The organism is Streptomyces sp. NTD107, assembly GCF_059510435.1.
Map to the genome: position 1 here is coordinate 1 of NZ_JCAJZV010000037.1, position 1,707 is coordinate 1,707.

2 protein-coding genes are annotated in these 1,707 nt (G+C 63.2%); both read right to left on the reverse strand.

Features of this window, described 5'->3' with window-relative positions; all coding sequences use genetic code 11:
* A partial coding sequence (locus tag AC5WRL_RS28045) for a S8 family peptidase (protein ID WP_496091489.1) occupies positions 1-749 on the reverse strand: 749 nt, incomplete at its 3' end.
* Complete coding sequence (locus tag AC5WRL_RS28050; RefSeq protein WP_496091490.1) at positions 746-967, reverse strand: hypothetical protein; 222 nt, start codon at positions 965-967, stop codon at positions 746-748. The genes AC5WRL_RS28045 and AC5WRL_RS28050, both read right to left, overlap by 4 nt.
* Positions 968-1,707 lie beyond the last annotated feature (740 nt).

A 1,707-nucleotide genomic window follows, 5' to 3' on the forward strand; every position in this document is an offset into this window, starting at 1 on the left:
TCAGACTCAATACAGGCAGGGCCGGTGAGGTCCCCGCAGTGGCCCGGTACGTCCTTTCCAGGCGCAGCGAGAGCTACCTGCGGACCGTAGGTCGAGTACGGAACTCGCTCTCCCGCCATGTCCACTGCACCGATTCCCACGACACCTTCCAGAGAAGCCGGTGACCTTGCAAAATTTTCCTTATCACCATCATTTCCCGTTGCGGCAAAAATGAGAACGTCGTTCCGTACCGCTGCGGTCAGGGCTTCTCGGAGCGCCTCCTGATGAGTGCCGGGGTCAACTGCCCCACGAGAAATATTGATGACCCTTGCCCCAGAATCCACAGCATATTGAATCGCGTCGTTCAAATTCGCTCCACCGCTCCAGTCGAGTGAATTACTCACACGTATGGGGAGGATAGTGGCTCCCGGAGCAAGCCCCTGCACTCCGTCGCCCGCTCCACTCCCGGCAATCAGGGCGGCCATGTCCGAGCCATGCTCCTGGTCACTGCCATCCGGGTCAGTCCCCGACATGAACTCAGCACCGTCAAGGACCCGTCCCTCAAGTTCTGGAACGGTGGGATCGATGCCGCTGTCGATGACAGCAATAGTGACACCTTCACCACTGGCGTGTTGCCACATTTCTTCGACACGCATGGTGTCGAAGTACCAGGGATGTTGAGGGGAATCAGCGGCAGTTGCGGTGGGCGCCGTGGCAAGGAGTGTGCCGAGGGCAAGGGTGGTGGCGAAGGCCCGGCGGGTGGGGGTCATGAATGCCTGTCGTCCTTGCTCTCGTTCTTGTTTTTCTTCTTGGCGTTCTTCTTGCTCTGGCCAGGAAGACCAATAACACCTGTAGGTTTAGGCAGGGCACGCTTGCGCGTCTGACCCTTCTCGGTGTGTCCGTCAACGGTGGCTTTGCCGTAGGTGCCCCGGGGGGCGGCGGATTGATCCTTCTTGCTGGGGATAAGTCTGCTGTTGGAATGGTTCATGCCCGGCTGGATCACCCCGCCCGGGGGGATCCGCGATGCCACAGTGGGCTTGGCATTCGGCACAGGCTTCCCGCCCAGCAGGCCGTGATTGTTTGCACGGCCCCAGGGATTGCCACCTCCGGAGCCCTTACCACTGTCCGTGCCCGGGGCAGTGATCGAAGGTCGACCCATCGGGGGTTGCTGACCACCCGAAACCCCGGGCGCGGAAGGGCGGCTCACAGCAGGAGCCTGCGACCCCGGCCCGGCAGGCAGGCCGGAGGGCCGGCGTCCTGGCGGCACTTGACCCCCACCACTACGACCCGAGCCCTGACCACCCTGCGACGGCCAACCCGGCGACGGACCTACGACCGGATGCTGCTGCCCACCACCAGGCATCGTCGGCCGCTCAACCGCCGGAGGTGGCACGACAGAGGGAACCGGGGGAGCCGCACTGTTCGGTCTGGTCCCCACCGAGTCCAATGACGTCCCCACACTCCTGTCGCCTGTAACCGGGTGCAACGACGCAGAGTCCGCTGGATTCCGAGCCGACCCAGGCGGATAACTCGCAACTCCCCGCGCAGCGGAGGAATCGTTCTGGTTCACGTTGTGAACAGGCTGCGAGCTCCCTGGCATGCCTGAACCGTCAGGCCCGACTGCAAGCGGAGCCTGATCGCGTGGCCTGTAGTCTCCGCCAAGGTCAGGTGGCGCCTGGAACTGCGGTTCCGTCGCGTTCACCATGGTCGTGGCGGACGTCGTGTAGG